Raw genomic sequence first — 19275 nt, 5'->3', positions numbered from 1 at the left:
TGGGGGTCAGCTCGCGTGTCCGAGCAACGCAACAGCGAACGTGAGCGTCGCCGCGAAGCCGGCCAGGAAGGCGATCGTGCGAACAACGGGAATGCCAGCGGCGTAGACCACGTAGTGAACTAACCGGGCACCGAGATAGAGCTTGGCCGCGAACACCGTCGCCGGGCCGCTCGCCCCCGTCATTGCGCACATCAGCACGAGCGGGGCGAACACGGCGAGATTCTCGATCGCGTTCGCATGCGCGCTCCGTGCGCGTTCCGCCCACGGCGGATCGGGCGGACGGGACGGATCGGGATTGTTCAGGGCCGCCATCAGGCCACGCGTCATGATCCTGGCCAGCATGTACGGAATCCACATCAGCAGCGTTGCGAGTGCGGTGAGCGTCAGCAGGTGAAGTTCTGGCGAAAATGTCATCGGATTGGCCTTGTCGTACAGAAGGTGCAGCAGAGATCTGCGAATGCCGGAAACGCTTCGCAGTCTAGACTCGCGACGAGGTCTGATCCATAGTCACAAATGACATTAATAGCGACAATCGCGACACCCGATCGACATGGAATCCGGCAGTCGTTCGACCGCGACGATGCATCGTTGGCGCGTAGCACCAACGCGCCACACGCCGCCCACCGAATTCATTCAGACCGCACGCGACACAAGCTCGCCGAGAACCGTATCCAGTGCGATGCGACCACGCACGATTTCTTCCGGATTACTTTCGAAATCGATCCAGCCTTCGTTGAAGCCGTCCAGCATGCGCATGCGGGGTAGTGGATGTTTCATGCCCTGCGCACGGAACAGCGCTTCCCACGTTCGCCTGTCGACGCCTTCCGCGCGCACCTGCCGGCCCAGAACGCGAGCGAAGGCGAGTGCAAGATCGTCGGGGCTCACGCGGCGCGGGCCCTCGAGCTCGACGACACGCACACCGCGCCAGGTCTGCTGGAGCAGTTCGGCCGCAACGCGACCTACGTCCGCGGTGGCGACCATCGGCACGGGCTTGTCGAGCGGCTGCAGGTAGCTGGCGACGACGCCCTCGTCGCGCGCGGACGCGACGTCCCACGCGGCGTTCTCCATGAACCAGCCGGGCCGCAGGAACGTCACGGGCATCGGCATCTCGCGCAGCGCCTGTTCCATCAGCGTGCGTTGCGTGAGCAGATTGGGCTCGTCAGCCTGTGCACCGATCGTCGACAGGCAAACGACCTTTTCAGGGCGCGCCTTCAGAAGCGCCGCGGACACGGCCTCGATCACCTTCCGCGCCTCGGGAAACCCGGGCTCCGGATCGAACTCCGAAGGCGGCAGGATGAAAACGCCCGCAGCGCCCGTGAACGCGGCGGCGAGCGACGATGGGTCTTCCATGAAGGCAGTCGCAATCTCGCACCCGCGCGCCGCCCACGCCCCTGCCCGCGTCGTGTCCCGCGCGACCGCGCGCACCGGCCGCCCCGCCGCCAGCAGCTCGCTGGCCAATGCGCCGCCGACCTTGCCGGTGATTCCTGTTATCGCATACATGTTCGTTCTCCGTGTGTGAATACGTCGGTCGCATTCTGGCCAAACATCGAGCGAAACAAAACGACATGGATGGAAGCAGATAAGTGACAACGCGTCACTAATTCGGCATGATCGACGCAGACGACCGGCATTGCTGCGCTGTCCGGCGTCGGCGTAGCGGCCTTCAGTGGGTCGCCCGCGATCCGCCACCGTATGCACTCGAACAACCATGAGATCCAGTAGCGAGAAACTGTCCGGCAGCATTAGCGTGTTCGCCGCCGTGGTCGATGCCGGAACGTTTGCGGCTGCGGCCGACGTAATAGGCATGACGCCGCCGGGCGTCAGTCGAGCGATTGCACGACTGGAAAGAAAGCTGAACATCCGGCTTTTCAATCGAACGACGCGGTCGGTGTCGTTGACTGAAGAGGGCCGCAGGTTTTACGAGCAGGTCATGCCGCATCTTGCCGGGCTGGAGGAAGCAGCCGCGGCGGCCGCAGGCGGCGCCTCCGTCGTGCGCGGAAAGCTGCGAATCAATCTGGATCCCGTCGTTTACCGGGCCATTCTCGGGCAACAACTCGATGCGTTCATGGACGCACATCCCGACCTCGAAATCGAGCTCATCGCGCGAGACAGCCTGGGCGACCTCGTCATGGACGGCTTCGACCTCGCCGTGCGATTCGGCGAACCGCGATCGTCCAGCCTGATTGCGAGAAAGCTGCTCGATACCGGCGTCGTGACGGTCGCGGCGCCCTCGTACATCGCTCGCCGGGGACGGCCGGCCAAACCCGAGGACCTCGAAAGCCGGAGCCACCGATGCCTTGAATTTCGCAACCCGGAGACAGGCAAGCCGTTCGCCTGGGAATTCCATCGTCGGCGCAAACGCATCGTGGTCGACACCCGGGGACGCCTCACGGTCAACGATCCGGGCGCCCTGCTCAGCGCGTGCCTCGCCGGTTCCGGCATTGCGCAGATGCTGCTGCTCGGTGCCGAGCCGCTGATCGCCGACGGCCGGTTGATCAATCTCTTTCCCGAATGGGCCGACGAGCGGTATCCGTTATATGCGTACTACCCATCCCGGCATCACGTGCCGGCCAAGACCCGGGCGTTCCTGGATTTCATGGTCGAACTGACGGGTATTCACGGGCACGCCGGCATGCGCTAGTGCCGTTCCGGCGGCGCCCACGGCCCCTTGGCTCGGCATTCGCCGCGTACGGCACGCCGCTTTTCAAGGCCGGAGGCTACCGATTGCTGGCGCGCAATTCCCGCACCCCACGGCCGAGCCTGCGACGCAACAAGGCCCTCAACGTCGCCGCATCCGCGTAGCCGACCTCGCTTGCAATCGTCTCCAGGTCGTAACCCATCGACACGAGATTCTGCGCCCGTTCGATGCGCAGATCCTGGACGAACGCCAATGGCGACTTCCCAAGTACCGCCTCGGTACGGCGCTGCAACGTGCGCGGTCCGACGGCCAATGCGGCGGCCGCCGCCTGAAGCGAAAAACCCGTGGAAAGATGCTCGCGGGCCCATCGCTCGAATCGAGCGACCAGCGGATCCGCATGGGCAAGGTAATCCGGAATGATGTATTCGGCCTGCGACGAACGCTTGTCGATCAGCATGAAACGGGCAACGAGCGTGGCCAGTTCGGGACTCGCCTGACGCAGCAACCACAGCGCAAGGTCGAGATGGCCCATGGCCGATCCCGCCGTCACCAAGCGATCCGCGGCGACGACCATGCGTGAATCGTTCAGATCGACCGCAGGATAACGTTGACGAAAGAAGGGCGAGAGCGACCAGGTGGTCGTCGCCTCGCGATGATCCAGAAGCCCGGCTTCCGCCAGCACGAACGTACCGATGCAAGCGGCGGCGACGCCGACGCCATCGGCATGCCACGCCCGAAGGTGCGCCATTGCATCGCGCACGTCCGGACGCTCCAGCGCCTCGATCAGGCGCTCCGGCTGCCTGATGCCAGGCGCGGGCACGACCACCCAGTCGGTATGGCGTGCGCTGCTTGCGGGCTCCGCCAGCATGGACAGTCCGTGCGCGGTACGGACGCGTCTGCGTACGCCGACCACCCCGACGTCGAAGGGCGGCGCGGCAAAGCCCTGAGCGGCAGCCAGTTCGTTGGCCATCGCGAAGGTATCCAAAAGCACCGTCAGGCCGGTGTCGAACAGCCCTTCGAGCGCCAGAATGGACAATCTCATGTCGTAAACGCATCCATTAATGTCATTTGCGACTATAGCCCGCTTTCCGTGAAAAACCTAGACTGCACTGCAATGCGGCGAAGAGTTCTCCAATGACGTCGCCCATTTCATCTCGACCGCGTCGGACATGCTCGCGCTGATTCGGTTGCGGCTCTCCAACCTTGTTTTGCTGGAACACACTCGACATGTCCAAAACTATTCTGATAACCGGCGCCAGCAGCGGCTTCGGCCGCGACACTGCAGAAGGGCTCTCGGCGGCCGGGCACCGGGTATTCGCGTCGATGCGCGACATCGCCGGCCGAAACCGGCCGCATGCCGAAGCCCTTCAAGCGAAAGGCATGCACGTCATCGAACTGGATGTGGCGGACGATGCGTCCGTCGAGCGAGGCGTGGCTTCCGTGCTGGAAAATGCCGGGCATCTCGACGTCCTCGTCAACAATGCAGGTATCGGATCAGCGGGTATTTCCGAGGCGTTCACGACAAAGCAGGTACAGGCGCTCTTCGACGTGAATGTATTCGGCATCCAGCGAACGTCGAGGGCGGTGCTGCCGACCTTCAGGAAACAGGGCGAAGGCCTGATCGTGAACATCGGCTCGATACTCGGCCGCGTGACGTTTCCGTTCTTCGGTCTCTATGGCGCATCGAAGTTCGCGCTCGAAGCGTTGACCGACAGCTACCGCTACGAGTTGTCGACGTCGGGCATCGACGTCGTTCTCGTTCAACCCAGCAACTATCCGACGAATATTTTCGCCAGCGCGCAGCGGCCCGCCGACGCCGCACGCATACCCGGCTACGGCGAGGCCGGTGCGATTCCGGACAAGATGGTAGAGACCCTCATGGCGCTGTTCGCGAGCGACCACGCGCCGAACCCGCACGACGTCGCCGACGCGATCGTGCAGCTTGTCGCACAAGCCAACGGTACTCGCCCGCCGCGTTTGATCGTGGGCGAGTCATTCGGCGCTGACGCCCTCAACGCCCAAGCGGCATCGATTCAGGCGCAGGTGCTCGAGGGCCTCGGGCTGGCACACCTCGCCGAGCCGAAAGGGCGATCCGCCGCGGCCTGAAGGTACGGTCGACGCGGAAGCCGACACCGATCCGACGCGCTGCCCCCGCTTCGTTCAATTGCCGGGCGCGAGGTCGTTGGCAAACCGGTTCGTATAACCGAGCGTACCGACGCCGCCGATGGAGTTGCACGTCGACGATGCGGCGCCGGGCGGACAATCGACGTCACGGTCGAACGACCAGAAGTGGACACCCACGAGGCCATTCTGTTTCACGAACTGCGCAACGGTGTCCGCATCGGCCGGCGTAAAGGTTTCGCCGCTCACATCGTTGCCGCCGATCATCGGCGTCAGCTCGATCTGGCTGTACGGTACGCCCCAGTGATCGTGCAGGTTCATCGCCGCCTGGATCGCCGACTGTCCCATCTGGCAGGTGCCGTTCGCGACCACGCAGTTCCCCGCCCCCGCCGACCCGTAGTCCATCGTCATCAGGTCGATGGTGTAGTTCTTCAGGCCGTACGCCTGGATCGCCTGCATGACCCAGTCTCCATACACGTTGAAGCTGTCGGGGGCGCTGGCGCCCCAGGAGCCGGCCGTGGTCGCGCCCTGCTGGGAAGGGGCCAGTGTCGCGAGCGTAAAGCTGAAGCGCAGGCCGGGATAATTCTGCTGGGCGACCGCCACGCGCCGGACGAGATCGTCGATCACCTGTTGTGTCTGCCCGCCCTCGATATCGAAGTCGATCCCGATGAGGTTGTTCGATGCATAACGATTGATGAAGGCCGCCATGCCCGCATCCGACCCGCACGTGAACATGCCGGCCGCGCCGCCGGTGGAAATCACGTAATTCACATTGGCCGCGGTGAAAAGCGGCACATTGGCGGCCGCCATCGCGCCGCCGTCGACGCCCGCCCAGTTCTCGCTGCCGCATTCGCCGGTCGCAAACGCGAGCGTCAGCGTACGGACACCGGCTGGCAGCACCGACAGCACCGGGCGCATCTGACCGGTGACGTTCGACGAGATGACGTTCGTGTTCCAGTTCATCGAAATCGTCGCGTCCTTGTACGGGCTATAAACGAATGCCGGCGCCGTGCCCGTACCCGTCCCGGCTGCCGCGGCGGTGCCAGTGCCGAAGGACGACCATGCCAGCAGAAGCGCCAGCGCGCCCTTCAAGGTCGATCGCTGCATGATTCCAGATCGGTTGCTCTTCATTTTCACGCCCTCATCGCGTTTTACGCATTGCCGGCATCGGTCTTTCACGCGATACATGCCGGGGAAGATTTCAGGAAGACGCGCTCCGTCCACACGGGCGTAACGAAAACCCGCCACGTCATGCGGACGGCAAGCGCCTGCACCATTGATACGGACTACCGAATCAACATCGTGATCAGATCAGCCTTGCGGCTCCTCCACCCGGTGGCTTCCACTTTCGATTGACAACGCTCCGCCCAGGTCGAATTCAAGAGAAATCAACCTTACAAATTGCCGTCCGAAGACAAATTTCGATATTGATTTTGTTTTTATATCTACGACGGAAAAAACTGCGACTTCGGTCTATGCTGGTGAAGCATGTACACGCCACTTTCGCGCAAGACCGGATGCCCGTCACAAGCGCGATGCAGGCGGTACGTGAAGCCGTCACGCAGGCTTGGGATAGCGTGCCTGCCACGCGGCGGCGGATACCGGTCTTTCGACGGCCGATGTAGTGATGCTTCAATCCGACGCCTGCGTTTCGTTTGGTTATACTACATAATCGTCAGGCATCAACCCTTGAATCGAGTATTTTCACCCATATCGAAATCAGAAATATTCACGCGATCGCATTGCCATATTGCAATTATCGCCATTCGATAATTTAACCGGATATCCCGCAGCCATTTGGCTGATTGTTCAAATCAACGAAATTCAGGCGACGCGATCTGGCTTCATCGTATTGGCTGCCGACCCGCGATGACGTCACGTAGCCGTCCTTGATGCATCCACCGAATCCGGAGGCCGAACATGACTGTCGATCTCGCCCCCCAAGCGTCGACCCGCACCGCCCAACTGGTCACCCGGGTGTACGCGAGGCTCCTGCTGGTCGGCTTCGCGCTGCTGCCCGCCTATCTGATCGCCTACCTGTACTTCTTCCAGGACCCGTCGCTGAAATTCGAGAATCACGCCTTTCACGAGCTGGCGATCGCGGCCGCCACGCTCGAAGGCGCGTTCGTCACGTATGTCTGCTGGCGCTGCTATCGCCTGTCGGGTGAGCCGTTGCTTCGCTGGCTTACGCTGGGCTTTCTGGGCTTTTCCGTCATCTATGCGTTGCACGGCCTGTTCACCGGCATGGCGCATCACAACATCTGGCTGTTCCTGCTGTACGGGCCGGCATCGCGCCTGACCATGTCGATCCTGATCCTTGTCGGGCAACTCACCTATAGTCACAAGGCCGACAGCGCAACGACCCGCGCCGATCCCCGCATCTGGTTGCCCTGGCTCGCGCTGTTCGGACTCGTCGACGTCGCGGTCGCCGTGATCGCCTTCTCGCCGGTAGCCGGCCACCTGTGGGTGCGCCTGTCGATGGAAGGCGGCGCACTGCTGCTCTCGGTCGTGAACGTCGTTGCGCTGGTCATACGCCGCATCCGCTCGCCGCTGATGACGATCTACGGCATTTCGGTCACGTCGTTCGCACTCTCGTCGCTCGCCTTCATCCTCGGGCGGCCGTGGAATCACATGTGGTGGCTCGCGCATGCGATTTTCGCAGCCGGCTTCTTCCTGCTCAGTTTCGGCGTGGTGCAGGCCTTTCAAACGACCCGTTCCTTTTCGAAGATCTACAGCCAGGCAGAACTGTTTGCCCGGTTGAGGGACGCGATGGCCAGGACGGAGCGCGCGTTGCAGGCGCTGCAACGGACCAACGAAAAGCTCGAGCACCTGGCGGCCACGGACCCGCTCACGGGCGCGACCAACCGGCGGCAATTCATCGAAAGCGTGGAAGCGGAAATCAACCGGGCCAAGCGCAACGGCGCGCCGTTCTCGCTGCTCGCGCTCGACCTCGACCACTTCAAGGCGATCAACGACAGTTACGGGCATCAGGCGGGCGATCAGGTGTTGCAACGCTTCGTCGACAAATGCACCGATGCGATCCGGCCGTACGATGGCGTTGCGCGGGTGGGCGGCGAGGAATTCATGGTGCTGCTGCCGCAAGCCGCGCTGGACACGGCCCGGTCGATCGGCGAGCGCATCCGCGCGGCAATCGCCGGCGCGCCGTTCGAAGCAGGCATCGGCGAACCGATCAAGGTCACCGTGAGTGTCGGCGCCTCCGAATTCGGCCGGGACGGCGAGACGATCGACGCGATCCTGCGCAAGGCCGACGAACGCCTGTACCGCGCGAAGCATCAAGGCCGCAACCAGGTGGTTGCCGGGTAAGCCGGTTGCCGTGTCAGTGCCCCTCACACGGGTTCTTCAACTCATGACGCGCCGGGCGTCGCCGGGCGCGTCATGTCGCGACCGTATCAGAACGGGCTGCGTGTCGTATCGCCATTGGTGAAGATCGCGTCGACGACCTGATAGAACGCCATCGCCGTATCCGCGACTTCCCAGACTGCAAGGATGACGTGGTAGCCGCTACGCATCGGCAGCCGGCACGCGTGAATGGTCGGCTGCTGGGGCACCAGGTTCGCGTTCGGGTTCCAGTATGGCTGGCCGGGATTCTGGATCGTGCAGAACGGCGTGGGCTCGAACTGCGCACGCGTGAGCTTTTCCGACGGGTTCCAGTCGGCGCGTGTAATGAAGTAGTTCCAGCGACGCGTCTTGTGCACGGCGCTGAACTCCCATTTGAAATTCTGCACCGCGCCCGGCCGTAGCGGGATCTTCTGCCAGCGGCCCGGCGACTGCTCGTTCAGCACGGGCAGCGGGCCATTCGTGCTGGCGCCGGCGATTTCGCCATCCTTCGGTGGTGCGGCATTCTTCGCGTCGTCCGGCGCGAACGGATCCGACAGGCCGCTTTGCGTCGCGGGGAAGAACTTGCCGTTCTCCATCGCGTTAGCGTGCCACGCGTCGACAGGGCAGTTCGGATTCTGGCCTTGCGTGCACAGCACGATGCGCGAAGGCGGTTCGGTCAAGCGGCCGTGCGCGTGCGCACCGGCCGCCGCGACCAGCAGTGCCGCACCGGCCAGCGCGCATGGCATGACGGAAGCAACGTAGCTGCGGATGTTCTTGTTCATGAGCCCTCTCATGGCATGAATGTCGAAACGGATATGCGCACATCGAGCCTGTCGCAGGATTCCGCGAAGAGATTCCTGTCGACGCGTCGTCGCGCATGCTGATCGGCGAAAGCGGCGGTCGAATGAAACCGCGGCAAGCAATGATCAATCGCCGCGCTTCCTGACAAATCACTTTCACCGAGTCGAACCTTATCCGCAAAAACCGGAAAAATAAACGTCCGTCATTGATAATCATTTGATTCGCGGCATCGAATCATCCATTCCTGGTTTCTTCGCCCTTCAACCCTGACGTAACGCGGATTCTGGCGTTTGACGATCGTGAATGATCGATCCCGGCATTTCGCGTTCTAAGGCCACCGGAATGGCCGCCTCCATTGCTCAATAATTTTATTCGTCGATTGATATTTGAATTGGATCAAACCCGCCAATAATTAAAAATCCGGATCGGGATGAATTATTGTTTCGCTGAAAATTACGCCTGATCTGAAAATAACTCGCAGGCCATCGTCGACCGGGAGCCTCCAGATCCGGGCATATTCAAACGCTGGCGCGCTGCGCATCGATGTCGTCAATGTCGGTCGCGTTGCGAAGCACGGAGTCATCCCCCCCAGCCCCCACCCCGAAGCGAACAACCCACAGCGCCCAACACCCGCGTTGTCGACCGCCCACAGGCACGAAACCAACGCAAAAACTGAAAGACTGAATTGCCGATCCGCACGCTTTTGACGCAGCTATATTCTCGACGACCAGCCCTTTAAACAAGGACTGCGAACAATATCCGTCAACCTCCGTTCGAGACCTTCATCCATGAATAAAACGACACGGCTGCTGCGCATGACGTGCGCACTCGCCTGCTGCGGCCTGTTCTCCCACGCGCATGCGCAAAGCAGCGTCACGCTGTACGGCGTCATCGACACCGGGATCGACTTCGCGTCGAACGTCGACGGCCAGCACCTGTGGCAGATGGCGAGCGGCGTCAGCGCCGGCAGCCGCTGGGGGCTGCGCGGCAAGGAAGATCTCGGTGGCGGGCTCGCCGCGATCTTCGATCTCGAAAGCGGCTTCAATTCCACGAACGGCGGGCTCGGCAGCGGCCTCGCGTTCTCGCGCAACGCTTACGTCGGGCTGTCCGACCAACGCATGGGCACGCTGACGCTCGGCCGGCAGTGGGATCCGATCGTCGACCTGATCGAACCGTATTCGCTGAACGACTATTACGGGGGCTGGTATTTCTCGCACCCGAACGACATGGACAACCTCGACAACGGCTTCGCGATCAGCAACGCCGTGAAATACACGAGCCCGACGATCGCCGGCTTCACCGCCGAGGCGCTCTACTCGTTCGGCGGGCAGCCCGGCCGCTTCTCCGACAACGCCGCGTACAGCGCGGCGCTCGCGTACACGAACGGGCCGTTCTCGGCCGGCGTCGGCTACCTGCGCGTCAACGATCCGGAGCAGGCTGTGCAGAGCTACCAGAATGGCAGCGGATACACGAACGCGGTGTACGGCGACGCGCTCATGAACGCGCGCAGCCAGAACATCTTCGCGGCCGGCGCGTCGTACCAGATCGGCAACGTCAAGCTGATGGGCAACTTCACCGACGTCGATTTCCAGCAAGGCGACGACGCGCAGGACGTGAAGTTCCAGAACTACGAGATCGCCGGCACGCTCGCCGCCACGAGCCAGCTCAATTTCGGCCTCGGCTACACCTACACGACCGGCCGCGACCATGCGACCGGCCAGGAACCCGACTACCGGCAACTGAACGCGAGCGCCGAGTACGCGCTGTCGAAGCGCACGGCGATCTATGCACTCGCGGCACTGCAGATGGCGTCGGGCGGCGCCGTCGCGCAGGTCGCGGGCTTCGATCCGTCGTCGAGCGGCCGGCAGGCGGTCGGCCGGATCGGGCTGCGCCACACGTTCTAGGCGATCGCGCGAAGAAGCCGGCTTCCCGTGTACCGGAAGCGGGCCCCGGCCGGCGCGATCGACCCACGCGCCGAATCAGTTCGGCAGGCTGACCACCATCTGCTCGTCCTCGAGCAGTTGCGTGAGCGACCCGTGCAGACGCTCGAGGCTCCGCGGCGGCAGCGCGAAACTCGCCCAGCCGAGCCCCGTGTGCCGCAGCAACAGCACCGCGCCGCCGTACAGCGGATGGCGCTCCGCATACCAGCACGGGTCCATCTCCGTCACGAACTGCTGCGCGCGCGGCGGCATCTCGGGCACGGCCGGCTGCATCGACGCGCGCAACAGGCTCAGATACTGGATGACCGCGTCGACGTCCTCCGGATCGAGCACCGCGGCACCCCGTTCGACCGACACCAGCACCACCGGCTTGCCGTGTTCCTGGATCATCTTGATACTCAGCGGCTGCGTCATTATTGCGTTCCTCGTGGCTACTCGTATCGGCCCATTATCGGCAGCCGCGTCGCGCGCGCACCTGAAGATTTGATGCAGCTTCATGAATTTATTTTTAGGTTGACTGCCGTTGCGACAATCGCGTATTCGCCGTCACGACGCACGACGATCTCGATGGCATGGTCGTCCGCCGCTTCCTTAAACGAAATTTCATCCATTCCGCGTCGTTTTTTAAGCGTCCGGCGCCGGCCCGCATCCCATAATCGGCTCGCTACCTTGCCGGTCACGCGCGGCGGCACGCATCGAGCGATGCGTCGGCGGCGCATGCGAACGGTCAATTCTTTCCTTCGGCGGACCATGAACCAACTGCAAGCGATGCGCGTGTTCACGCGTGTAGTCGAGTTGTCGAGTTTCAATCTCGCCGCGCGCCAGCTCGGGATGTCGGCGGCCGCGGTCACGCGCAGCGTCGGCATGCTCGAAGCGCACCTGAACATGCGACTGCTGAACCGGACGACCCGCAGCCTGTCCCTCACCGAGACCGGCCGCGAATATCTCGACGGTTGCCGCTCGATCATCGAGAAGCTCGACGAGATGGAATCGAACCTCGTGCAGGTCACGCGCGACCCGCGCGGCACGCTGCGGATCGCCGCGTCGGCGACCTCCGTTGCGGCCGGCCTCGGCGTGCTGCTGTCGGCGTATCGCGACGGGCATCCGCGCGTCCGGTTCGACGTGACCACGTTCGACACGCACGTCGACATGGTCGAGGGCGGCTACGACGTCTGCTTCTGCGACGATCGCCGCCTCGTCAACGCGACCTTCGTGTCGCGGATGCTGACGAGCGTGCGCGACGTCGTCGTCGCGTCACCCGAGTACCTCGCGCGCCACGGCACGCCGAACGATCCCGTCGAACTGAACGAACACAGCCTGCTGACCGTGTCGAACGGCACCGCGCGCAGTTGGGAATTCTCGGACGTCGACGGGTCCTACCGCGTCTACACCGGCAACGCGCTGGCCTCGACCGGCAGCATGATGGTGCGGATCGCGGCGCTCAATCACATGGGCATCACGCAATTGCCGCACCCGCTCGTCGCCGACGATCTCGCACGCGGCGCGCTGGTGCCGCTGCTCGAACGCTACGAAGTGAACGGCGGCGCGCGCTGCATCTCGATGCTTTACCCGAGCCGCAACCATCTGTCGACCAAGGTCCGCAGCTTCATCGACTACGTGGTCGAACACTATCGCGCGCCCGAGCGCGCCGCCGCCTGATTCCGCCCGGGCCGCTCCGTCCATGCCCCACATCCTGACGATCGAAGACGATCCGCTGATCGCGGATCACATCACCCAGACGCTGCGCGCCGCCGGCCACCAGGTGGACGTCGCGCGCACCGGCCGCGACGGCATGGCCAGGGCGATGAGTGCCGACTACGACGTCGTGACGCTCGACCGCATGCTGCCGGATCTCGACGGGCTCACGATTCTCGCGACGATGCGCGGCGTCGGCCTCGACACGCCGGTGCTCGTGATGAGCGCGATGTCCGACGTCGACCAGCGCATCCAGGGGCTGCGCGCGGGCGGCGACGACTATCTCGTCAAGCCGTTCTCGCTCGACGAGATGTGCGCGCGCATCGACGTGCTGATCCGCCGCCGGCCGCGCGGCGCGCAGGTCGAGACGGTCCTGCGCGCGGGCGAGCTCGCATTCGACCTGGTGCGGCGCCGCGTCACGCTCGGCGCGAGCGAGCTCGCGCTGCTGCCGACCGAATTGCGCGTGCTCGAATTCATGATGCGCCACGCCGGCCGCGTGCTCACGCGCACGATGATCTTCGAGGCGGTGTGGGGCTGCCGCTTCGATCCGGGCACCAACCTGATCGACGTCCACGTCGGCCGCCTGCGCAAGAAGGTGAACCGGCCGGGTGCGGCACCGTTGATCCGCACGATCCGCGGCGCGGGCTACATGCTCGGCTGAATCCGGCCGCCGCCACCTAAAACTTCTTTCATCTTTTTAGCGACCGGCTGTTAGGGGCCGCTCCGCAGAATGCGGTCATCGGCTGCGTATCGGTGTTTTCCCGAAGCCGCGCGCATCCGGCTCTTCTTCACGACGCTTTTGAACGGAGCAGCACCCCATGCTGAAAATTGTCCGGCTCGCGCTCACCCGGCCCTACACGTTCGTCGTGCTGGCGCTGCTGATCCTGATCGCGGGTCCGCTCGCGGCACTCCGCACGCCCATCGACATCTTTCCGGATATCCGCATTCCGGTGATCAGCGTCGTCTGGAACTACGCCGGCCTGCAGCCGGACGACATGTCCGGACGCGTGATCACGTACTACGAACGCACGCTCGGCACGACGGTCAACGACGTCCAGCATATCGAGTCACAATCGTTCCGCGGCTACGGCATCGTGAAGATCTTCTTCCAGCCGACCGTCGATATCCGCACGGCGACCGCGCAGGTCACGTCGATCTCGCAGACCGTGCTCAAACAGATGCCGCCCGGCACCACGCCGCCGCAAATCCTCAACTACAACGCGTCGACCGTCCCCGTGCTGCAGATCGCGCTGACCAGCAACACGCTCGACGAACAGAAGCTGGCGGATTACGCGGTCAACTTCATTCGACCGCAGCTGCTGTCGGTGCCCGGTGTCGCGATTCCGACGCCGTACGGCGGCAAGTCACGTGAAGTGCAGATCGACCTCGACCCGCAGGCGCTGCAGTCGAAAGGGCTGTCGGCGCAGGACGTCGCGCACGCGCTCGCGCAGCAGAACCAGATCATCCCGGCCGGCACGCAGAAGATCGGCCGCTTCGAATACAACATCAAGCTCAACAACAGCCCGCTCTCGCTCGACGCGTTGAACGACCTGCCGATCAAGTCGGTCGACGGCACGACGATTTATATCCGTGACGTCGCGCATGTGCGTGACGGCTACCCGCCGCAGGGCAACATCGTGCGCGTGGACGGCCGCCGCGCGGTGCTGATGAGTATCCTGAAGAACGGCTCGGCATCGACGCTCGACATCATCGCGGGCGTGAAGGCGAAGCTGCCGCTGGTCGAACAGACGCTGCCGCCGGGCCTGAAGCTCGTCACGATGGGCGACCAGTCGACCTTCGTGAACGGCGCCGTCAGCGGCGTGGCGCGCGAAGGCATCATCGCCGCCGCGCTGACGTCGCTGATGATCCTGCTGTTCCTCGGCTCGTGGCGCTCGACGCTGATCATCGCCGCGTCGATCCCGCTGGCCGTGCTCTCGGCGATCGCGCTGCTCGCGGCGACCGGCGAAACACTCAACGTGATGACGCTCGGCGGCCTCGCGCTCGCGGTCGGGATTCTGGTCGACGACGCGACGGTGACGATCGAGAACGTGAACTGGCACCTCGAACAGGGCAAGGACACGCGCACCGCGATCGTCGACGGCGCGAAACAGATCGTGATGCCGGCGCTTGTCTCGCTGCTGTGCATCTGCATCGTGTTCGTGCCGATGCTGATGCTCGACGGCATTTCGCGTTTCCTGTTCGTGCCGATGGCGAAGGCGGTGATCTTCTCGATGATGTCGTCGTTCGTGCTGTCGCGCACCTTCGTGCCGATGCTCGCGCAATACCTGCTCAAGCCGCACGCGTCGGCCGGCCATGCGTCGGGCGAGCTCGCGGCGATCATGGATTCGCATGCGGGCCATGCCGGCGCGCACGACGCGCCGCCGTCGCGCAATCCGCTGGTGCGCTTCCAGCGTGCATTCGAGCGCCGCTTCGAGTCCGTGCGCGCGTCGTACCGGATCCTGCTGGGCCTCGCGCTCACGCGCCGCAAGCCGTTCGTCGTCGCGTTCCTGTGCGTGGTGGCCGCATCGTTCCTGCTCGTCCCGTGGCTCGGCCGCAACTTCTTCCCGACGATCGACTCGGGCGAGATCTCGCTGCACGTGCGTGCGCCGGTCGGCACGCGTGTCGAGGAAACCGCCGCCGAGTTCGACCGTATCGAAAACACGATTCGCGGCGTGATCCCGCCCGCGCAGTTGCGCGAAGTGGTCGACAACATCGGCCTGCCGAACAGCGGGATCAACCTGACCTACAACAACAGCGGCACGCTCGGGCCGCAGGACGGCGACATCCTGATCTCGCTGTCGCACGACCACGCACCGACCGCCGACTACGTGCGCGAGCTGCGCGAACGCCTGCCGCGCGCCTATCCGGGCACCACGTTCTCGTTCCTGCCTGCCGACATCGTCAGCCAGATCCTCAACTTCGGCGCACCGGCCCCGGTCGACCTGCAGGTGGCCGGCCCCAACCAGCAGGCCAACCTCGCTTATGCGCGCGAGCTGTACCGCAAGCTGCGCCTGATCGCCGGCGTGGCCGACCCGCGCATCCAGCAGGCCAGCACCTATCCGCAGTTCACGGTGGCGGTCGACCGGACGCGTGCCGACCAGCTCGGCATCACCGAGCAGGACGTGACGAACTCGGTGGTCGCGACGCTCGCGGGCACCAGCCAGGTCGACCCGACCTACTGGCTCAATCCGCGTAACGGCGTGTCCTATCCGATCGTCGCGCAGACGCCGCAGTACCGGATGACCACGCTGTCGGCGCTGCAGAACCTGCCTGTCACCGGCGCGAACGGCCAGTCGCAGCTGCTCGGCGGTCTCGCGACGATCACGCGCGGCGTCGGCAACGCAGTGGTGTCGCACTACAACATCGAACCGCTGTTCGACATCTACGCGACCACCCAGGGCCGCGACCTCGGCGCCGTCGCCGCCGACATCGGCAGCATCGTCAAGGCCACCGCGAAGGACCTGCCCAAGGGCTCGACCGTCACGCTGCGCGGCCAGGTGCAGACCATGAACAGCGCGTTCACCGGCCTGCTGCTCGGGCTCGCGGGCGCCATCGTGCTGATCTACCTGCTGATCGTCGTGAACTTCCACTCGTGGGCCGATGCGTTCGTGATCGTCTCCGCGCTGCCGGCGGCGCTGGCCGGCATCGTCTGGATGCTGTTCACCACGCACACGCCGATGTCGGTGCCCGCGCTCACCGGCGCGATCCTGTGCATGGGCGTGGCCACCGCGAACGCGATCCTCGTCGTCAGCTTCGCGCGCGAGCGCCTCGCCGATACCGGCAACGCGCTCGCCTCGGCGCTCGAAGCCGGCTTCACGCGCTTTCGCCCCGTGCTGATGACCGCGCTCGCGATGATCATCGGCATGGCGCCGATGGCGCTCGGCCTCGGCGACGGCGGCGAGCAGAACGCGCCGCTCGGCCGCGCCGTGATCGGCGGCCTCGCGTGCGCGACGATCGCGACACTGTTCTTCGTTCCCGTCGTGTTCAGCCTCGTGCATCGGCGCGATGCGCTGAAACACGACGCACCTCGCGCTTCCTTCCCTTCCGCGTCCGGAGCTTCCCATGTCCACTGAGATCGAAATCAAGTCGCCGAAACGGCTGCCCAACCTCAAGCTCGTCGCCACGATCGCCGCGCTGGTCGCGGTCGGCATCGTGACGGCCGGCATCGCAGGCCGCGCGCACGCGAAACAGGAAATGACCCGATGGTCCGCCGAACAGGCGGTGCCGACCGTGGTCGCCTACACGCCGACGACCGGCGGCGACGGCGCCGCGCTCGTGCTGCCCGGCCACCTGTCCGCATTCGAAAGCGCGCCGATCCATGCGCAGGTGTCGGGCTACCTGCATGCGTGGTACACGGATATCGGCGCGCACGTGAAGTCGGGCCAGCTGCTCGGCCTGATCGACACGCCCGAGCTCGACCAGCAGCTTCAGCAGGCGCGCGCCGACCTGCAGAGCTCGCTCGCCAACGAGAAGCTGGCCGCGTCCACGGCCGCGCGCTGGACCAGGATGCTCGCGCAGGATTCCGTGTCGCAGCAGGAAACCGACGAGAAGACCAGCGACCTCGCCGCCAAGCAGGCGATCGTCGCGGCCAACGAGGCCAACGTGCGGCGTCTCGACGCGCTGGAGGCGTTCAAGCGCATCGTCGCGCCGTTCGACGGCGTCGTCACCGCGCGCAAGACCGACATCGGCCAGCTGATCTCGGCCGGCGGTGGCGCCGGCCCCGAACTGTTCGCCGTGTCCGACGTGCACCGGATGCGCGTCTACGTGAGCGTGCCGCAGAACGAGGCCGCCGCGATCCGCCCCGGCATGAGCGCGACGCTGACCGTGCCCGAGCATCCGGACGAGACCTTCCATGCGACGCTCGCCGACACCGACGATTCGATCGCCGATTCGACCGGCACGCTGCTCGTGCAGCTGATGGTCGACAACCGCGACGGCAAGCTGATTCCGGGCGAATACACCGAGGTGCATTTCGCACTGCCGGCCGGCAGCAGCCACGCGTTGACGATTCCGGCCAGCTCGCTGATCTTCCGCCAGGCCGGCCTGCAGGTCGCCGTGGTCGGCAAGGACGATCGCGCGGTGCTCAAGCCCGTCACGATCGCGACCGACCTCGGCACGCACGTGCAGATCGCGACCGGCCTCGCGCCCGACGATCGCGTGATCGACAACCCGCCCGACTCGCTGTCCGCGGGCGACCGCGTCCGGCTCGCGACGCCGGCCGGCACCGTCGCGGCGGCCGTGCGCGACACGGAGCGTGCGAATGGCTAACCCGCGTCGGCTCTGCGCGATGCTCGCCAGTATCGCGTTCCTCTCCGCCTGCTCGTTCGCGCCCGTCTATCATCCGCCACAGACCACGCTGCCTGCCCAATTCAAGGAAGCGGGCGGCTGGCAGCCGGCACAGCCGGCCGACCGCATCGCACGCGACGGCTGGTGGAAGGCGTTCCGCGATCCGGTGCTCGACCGGCTCGAAGCGCGGGTGGCGGCCGCCAACCCCGACGTGGCCGCCGCGGTGGCCCGCCATGACGAAGCCGGCGCGCTGTTCGATCAGGCGCGCGCGGGGCTGTTCCCGACCATCGGCCTCGGCGCGCAGGTCTCGAGCAACCGGCAATCGGCCACGCGCCCGCTGCGCGGCGCGAACCAGCCGAACGTGTACGGCTCGAACACGCTCGACGCCGGCTTCGACTACGACCTCGACCTGTGGGGCAAGGTGCGCAACGAGGTCGCGGCCGGGCGCGCGAACGCGCAGGCCAGCGCCGACGATCTCGCATCGGTGCAGCTGAGCCTGCAGGCCAGCCTCGCGAACGCGTACTTCAACCTGCGCGGGCTCGACCAGCAGCAGCAGTTGCTGTCCGACACGATCGACACGTACCAGCGTGCGCTGAAACTCACGATGAGCCGGCACGCGGGCGGCATCGCATCCGATCTCGACGTCTCGCGCGCGCAGACGCAGCTCGACTCGGCCCGCGCGTCGGCCGAGGACGTGCGGGCACGGCGCGCGCTGTACGAGCACGCGATCGCGACGCTCACCGGCGTACCGGCCTCGTCGTTCGCGCTCGCGCCGGACCTGAGCGTGGCGTATCTGCCCGCGATCCCGGCCGGCATTCCCGCCACGCTGCTGCAACGGCGGCCTGACGTCGCGGCCGCCGAACGCCGCATGGCGGCCGCCAACGCGCAGATCGGCGTGGTGCGCGCGGCGTTCTTCCCCGACATCACGCTCGGGCTGATCGGCGGATACCAGAGTTCGGGGCTCGGCCATTGGCTCAGGGCGCCGAACGAGATCTGGTCGATCGGGCCCAGCCTCGCGCTCACGCTGTTCGACGGCGGCCGCCGCCAGGCGCTCACGGCCCAGGCGCACGCGCAGCTGGCCGAGAACGGCGCGAAATACCGCGCGGTGGTACTCGATGCGTGCCAGCAGGTGGAAGACAACCTCGCGCTCACGCACCATCTCGGCGACGAAGCCGATCGCCAACAGGAAGCGCTCGACGCGGCCGAACGCACGTTGCAGTTGTCGATGTCGCGCTATCGGGACGGCGTCGTCAGCTATCTCGACGTGGTGACCGCACAGACTACCGAGCTCGAGACGAAGGTGGCGATGCTGGAACTGAATACGCGCCGGCAGTTGGCGGCGGTCGGGTTGATCGCGGCACTGGGCGGAGGGTGGTCGGCCGACGAAGCAGCGTCCGGCGCGAAAGCGCCGGTCGCGACGCCGGCGCGTTCGACGACCTGAGCCCGTTGCGGCAC

Annotated in this window: 16 protein-coding genes; 9 read left to right on the top strand and 7 right to left on the bottom strand. The window is 65.1% G+C overall.

The features are described 5' to 3' along the window. Positions 1-6: 6 nt before the first annotated feature. Both E9536_RS23150 and E9536_RS23145 read right to left on the bottom strand, forming a co-directional pair. Positions 7-414 (bottom strand): MAPEG family protein, encoded by a 408-nt coding sequence (locus E9536_RS23150; RefSeq protein WP_119337463.1) that lies wholly within the window; start codon positions 412-414, stop codon positions 7-9. Positions 415-633: 219 nt separating this feature from the next. After that, positions 634-1500, bottom strand: coding sequence for an NmrA family NAD(P)-binding protein (locus E9536_RS23145; RefSeq protein WP_059699618.1), 867 nt, complete (start codon positions 1498-1500; stop codon positions 634-636). 208 nt (positions 1501-1708) lie between these two features. On the opposite strand from E9536_RS23145, the gene E9536_RS23140 reads away from it, so the two are divergent. Then, entirely contained in the window at positions 1709-2641 is a 933-nt protein-coding gene (locus E9536_RS23140; protein ID WP_136470801.1) for a LysR family transcriptional regulator, read from the top strand. A 76-nt stretch (positions 2642-2717) separates the two neighbouring features. On the opposite strand, the gene E9536_RS23135 is transcribed toward E9536_RS23140, so the two are convergent. Beyond that, positions 2718-3680, bottom strand: a complete 963-nt coding sequence (locus E9536_RS23135; RefSeq protein ID WP_124544541.1) for a helix-turn-helix domain-containing protein — start codon at positions 3678-3680, stop codon at positions 2718-2720. 185 nt (positions 3681-3865) lie between these two features. Between E9536_RS23135 and E9536_RS23130 the strand changes: the two genes are divergently transcribed. Continuing rightward, positions 3866-4744, top strand: a complete 879-nt coding sequence (locus E9536_RS23130) for an SDR family oxidoreductase (protein WP_136470799.1) — start codon at positions 3866-3868, stop codon at positions 4742-4744. Between the two features lie 54 nt (positions 4745-4798). On the opposite strand, the gene E9536_RS23125 is transcribed toward E9536_RS23130, so the two are convergent. After that, positions 4799-5890: a hypothetical protein gene (locus E9536_RS23125; protein ID WP_060174499.1), complete on the bottom strand. Its 1092-nt coding sequence runs from the start codon at positions 5888-5890 to the stop codon at positions 4799-4801. 789 nt (positions 5891-6679) lie between these two features. Between E9536_RS23125 and E9536_RS23120 the strand changes: the two genes are divergently transcribed. Further along, complete coding sequence (locus E9536_RS23120; protein WP_136470797.1) at positions 6680-8083, top strand: GGDEF domain-containing protein; 1404 nt, start codon at positions 6680-6682, stop codon at positions 8081-8083. An 86-nt stretch (positions 8084-8169) separates the two neighbouring features. Here E9536_RS23120 and E9536_RS23115 read toward each other — a convergent pair whose 3' ends face one another. Then, on the bottom strand, positions 8170-8844 hold the full coding sequence (locus tag E9536_RS23115) for a lytic polysaccharide monooxygenase auxiliary activity family 9 protein (RefSeq protein ID WP_136471005.1): 675 nt from the start codon (positions 8842-8844) through the stop codon (positions 8170-8172). Positions 8845-9714: 870 nt separating this feature from the next. Here E9536_RS23115 and E9536_RS23110 point away from each other — a divergent pair. Continuing rightward, positions 9715-10803, top strand: a complete 1089-nt coding sequence (locus E9536_RS23110; RefSeq protein ID WP_168799569.1) for a porin — start codon at positions 9715-9717, stop codon at positions 10801-10803. Positions 10804-10878: 75 nt separating this feature from the next. On the opposite strand, the gene E9536_RS23105 is transcribed toward E9536_RS23110, so the two are convergent. Both E9536_RS23105 and E9536_RS23100 read right to left on the bottom strand, forming a co-directional pair. After that, the gene (locus E9536_RS23105) at positions 10879-11253 is read right to left on the bottom strand and encodes a hypothetical protein (RefSeq protein WP_027792893.1); all 375 of its coding nucleotides are present in this window, start codon (positions 11251-11253) and stop codon (positions 10879-10881) included. An 80-nt stretch (positions 11254-11333) separates the two neighbouring features. Continuing rightward, positions 11334-11570 (bottom strand): hypothetical protein, encoded by a 237-nt coding sequence (locus E9536_RS23100; protein ID WP_136470793.1) that lies wholly within the window; start codon positions 11568-11570, stop codon positions 11334-11336. A 19-nt stretch (positions 11571-11589) separates the two neighbouring features. Here E9536_RS23100 and E9536_RS23095 point away from each other — a divergent pair, with 19 nt between their 5' ends. The 5 genes from E9536_RS23095 (at position 11590) to E9536_RS23075 (ending at position 19261) form a co-directional block, all read left to right on the top strand. Beyond that, a complete protein-coding gene (locus E9536_RS23095) occupies positions 11590-12498 on the top strand; it encodes a LysR family transcriptional regulator (RefSeq protein ID WP_060084758.1) in 909 nt (302 codons plus the stop codon). A 22-nt stretch (positions 12499-12520) separates the two neighbouring features. Then, the gene (locus E9536_RS23090; protein WP_060199013.1) at positions 12521-13195 is read left to right on the top strand and encodes a response regulator transcription factor; all 675 of its coding nucleotides are present in this window, start codon (positions 12521-12523) and stop codon (positions 13193-13195) included. Between the two features lie 157 nt (positions 13196-13352). Further along, complete coding sequence (locus E9536_RS23085) at positions 13353-16607, top strand: efflux RND transporter permease subunit (RefSeq protein WP_136470791.1); 3255 nt, start codon at positions 13353-13355, stop codon at positions 16605-16607. After that, a complete protein-coding gene (locus tag E9536_RS23080) occupies positions 16597-17802 on the top strand; it encodes an efflux RND transporter periplasmic adaptor subunit (protein WP_059699632.1) in 1206 nt (401 codons plus the stop codon). The genes E9536_RS23085 and E9536_RS23080 overlap by 11 nt, the downstream gene beginning before the upstream one ends. Next, the gene (locus E9536_RS23075; protein WP_119337456.1) at positions 17795-19261 is read left to right on the top strand and encodes an efflux transporter outer membrane subunit; all 1467 of its coding nucleotides are present in this window, start codon (positions 17795-17797) and stop codon (positions 19259-19261) included. Before E9536_RS23080 ends, E9536_RS23075 begins: the two co-directional genes overlap by 8 nt. Positions 19262-19275 lie beyond the last annotated feature (14 nt).

Source organism: Burkholderia sp. LS-044, from assembly GCF_004803625.1.
Taxonomy (GTDB): Bacteria; Pseudomonadota; Gammaproteobacteria; order Burkholderiales; family Burkholderiaceae; genus Burkholderia; species Burkholderia cepacia.
This window is presented reverse-complemented; position numbering and strand designations above follow the sequence as displayed.

Coding starts and splice junctions, on each gene's coding strand:
- E9536_RS23105 (WP_027792893.1), bottom strand. CDS start 11,253: ATGACGCAGCCGCTGAGTATCAAGATGATCCAGGAACACGGCAAGCCG.
- E9536_RS23130 (WP_136470799.1), top strand. CDS start 3,866: ATGTCCAAAACTATTCTGATAACCGGCGCCAGCAGCGGCTTCGGCCGC.
- E9536_RS23120 (WP_136470797.1), top strand. CDS start 6,680: ATGACTGTCGATCTCGCCCCCCAAGCGTCGACCCGCACCGCCCAACTG.
- E9536_RS23145 (WP_059699618.1), bottom strand. CDS start 1,500: ATGTATGCGATAACAGGAATCACCGGCAAGGTCGGCGGCGCATTGGCC.
- E9536_RS23150 (WP_119337463.1), bottom strand. CDS start 414: ATGACATTTTCGCCAGAACTTCACCTGCTGACGCTCACCGCACTCGCA.
- E9536_RS23090 (WP_060199013.1), top strand. CDS start 12,521: ATGCCCCACATCCTGACGATCGAAGACGATCCGCTGATCGCGGATCAC.
- E9536_RS23135 (WP_124544541.1), bottom strand. CDS start 3,680: ATGAGATTGTCCATTCTGGCGCTCGAAGGGCTGTTCGACACCGGCCTG.
- E9536_RS23085 (WP_136470791.1), top strand. CDS start 13,353: ATGCTGAAAATTGTCCGGCTCGCGCTCACCCGGCCCTACACGTTCGTC.
- E9536_RS23125 (WP_060174499.1), bottom strand. CDS start 5,890: ATGAAGAGCAACCGATCTGGAATCATGCAGCGATCGACCTTGAAGGGC.
- E9536_RS23095 (WP_060084758.1), top strand. CDS start 11,590: ATGAACCAACTGCAAGCGATGCGCGTGTTCACGCGTGTAGTCGAGTTG.
- E9536_RS23140 (WP_136470801.1), top strand. CDS start 1,709: ATGAGATCCAGTAGCGAGAAACTGTCCGGCAGCATTAGCGTGTTCGCC.
- E9536_RS23115 (WP_136471005.1), bottom strand. CDS start 8,844: ATGCCATGCGCGCTGGCCGGTGCGGCACTGCTGGTCGCGGCGGCCGGT.
- E9536_RS23080 (WP_059699632.1), top strand. CDS start 16,597: ATGTCCACTGAGATCGAAATCAAGTCGCCGAAACGGCTGCCCAACCTC.
- E9536_RS23110 (WP_168799569.1), top strand. CDS start 9,715: ATGACGTGCGCACTCGCCTGCTGCGGCCTGTTCTCCCACGCGCATGCG.
- E9536_RS23075 (WP_119337456.1), top strand. CDS start 17,795: ATGGCTAACCCGCGTCGGCTCTGCGCGATGCTCGCCAGTATCGCGTTC.